1 pseudogene is annotated in these 2,231 nt (G+C 45.9%); it reads right to left on the bottom strand.

Annotated features, from left to right (window positions below):
- A pseudogene (locus tag AB4263_RS24045) lies at positions 1-2,231 on the bottom strand (hypothetical protein); the annotation flags it as partial.

Here is a 2,231-nt window from a genome sequence, read left to right on the forward strand (position 1 = left end):
GTTTCAGATAGTGAGATTGGTGGAATGACATCTATGGTTGGGACATCGCCGTCCGTAATCGTAAGCGTCACTGTCGAGGTAAGAACGTCATCATCGCCATCGCTTGATGTCACAACGATATTTTTAACAATATCGCCTGCTGAGTGGTCTAAATCTCGGTTCGGCTCAAAGCGCACTTCCCCTTGAGTCGTAATAAACAGTGAGCCTTCGGTGAAGGTAAACTCTTGCTCGGTCGCATCATTCGGATCTAGAGAGTAAGCGGTGCCGTCATAGGTAAATTGAGTCACGCTCGCGCCATCGGCACTCGCGAATGTTAATACATCGAAAACGGATGTCGCTGGCGTACCTGCAGACAAGTCGGCAACAGTAGGCTCTTCGATACTAAGCGAACCACTCACCATCACTTGAACATCATCAGTAATCGTTACCGATAGCGGTGACATTAACGAGTCATCACCGTCGGTATCAACCGCGTAAACTGGTAGTTCGAACGTGAAGTCGTTATTGCCACGACCATCCTCGTGGTCGATATTCTCCAACAGCGTAAAAGTATATTGCCCCAGAGTCGCAGCGCTAAAGCTTAATGTGAAAATCTGTGTTTCTACATTAGAGGCACTAGTTGTAAAACCAACATAGTTACCTGAGCCTGCAGGATCTTCTTTCAGATCAATTGGCAGGCCATCGGATTTCAATGAGTCATCACTATTAAACTCACTAGGCTCTAAACGGAATTTCTCAACATCATCGCTTTGATTCGTGAATGAGATGGTTTCCGTTTGGCTAACCGCACTACCACTTGGCAATGAGCCATCAGCGAGATCCGCTTCTTTAAGTGATACGCTCGGCACCGCATCAATAGTCGGATTGTCACCATCAGTAATGGTCAGCGTAATGGTTGAAGTTACCGGGTCGTTATCAAAATCGCTTGAAGTCACGACAATCGACTTCACGATATCTTCACTAACTGAGTGGTCTAGATCGCGATTAGGTTCAAAGCGCACTTCCCCTTCAAGGGTGATATAAAGCTCACCTTCAGTGAAGCTGAACAGCTGTTCACCAGTGTCATTCGGATCAAGTGTTCGTAGTTGACCGTCATAAGTGAACTGAGTGATCGTCGCGCCATCCGCACTCTGATTTGGCATCACATCAATAGTGTTGCTTGTGATCGTACCATCAGCCAGATTTGGCTCAGTGATATCTAACGTACCGTCTTGCATGATTTGAACATCATCACCGATGGTCACATTCAGTTGCGAAACCAATGAATCATCGCCGTCTGTGTCGACCGCATAAACAGGTAGATCGAAGCTCAGATCGTTATTATCTAAACCATCCGCATGGTCTAACGCTTCAAGTAAGGTAAAGGTGTATTCACCCAAAGTACTTGTAGAGAAAGTAATCGTGAATACAGGAACTTCAGCGTTCGAGCCATTAGTAATAAAACCGATGTAAGTCCCCGGATTAGCCGAATCTTCTTTTATCTCGACCGCAAATCCATTCGATTTAAGTGCACCGCCCACATTGAACTCGGTTGGCTCAATACGGAAACTCGCAACATCATCACTTTGATTGGTGAAGGTAATCGTCTCTGTTTGGCTTACTGCACTGCCGCTTGGTGAAGAACCATCTGCAAGATTCGTTTCAGAGAAAGTGACACTTGGCACCGCATCAATGGTTGGGATATCACCGTCAGTAATGGTCAGAGTGACCGTTGACGTCACCACATCGTTATCTAAATCGCTTGAAGTCACCACTATCGACTTCACGATATCTTCGCTAGCTGTGTGATCTAGATTGCGATTGGGTTCGAAACGCACGTCACCTTGAAGAGTGATGAACAACTCGCCTTCAGTGAAGCTAAATTGCTGCTCACCATTGTCCGTTTGATCCAGTGTTCGAACTTGACCGTCATAAGTGAACTGAGTGATCGTCGCACCATCGGCGCTTTGCTCTGGCATCACATCGATGGTATTGGTTGTCACTGTGCCGTCTGCAAGATTTGGTTCAGTGATATCTAACGTACCACCTTGCATGATTTGAACATCATCACCGATGGTTACATTTAACTGAGAAACCAAAGAATCATCGCCATCGCTGTCTACTGCATAAACAGGCAGGTCAAAGCTCAAACTGTTATTCACCAGACCATCTTCGTGGTCAAGCGCTTCAAGCAACGTAAATGTGTATTGACCTAGATTTGCACCAGAGAAAGTAACGGTAAAGACGTTGGT

The organism is Vibrio sp. 10N.261.55.C5 (assembly GCF_041470505.1).
In the GTDB taxonomy this organism is placed as follows: Bacteria; Pseudomonadota; Gammaproteobacteria; order Enterobacterales; family Vibrionaceae; genus Vibrio; species Vibrio crassostreae_C.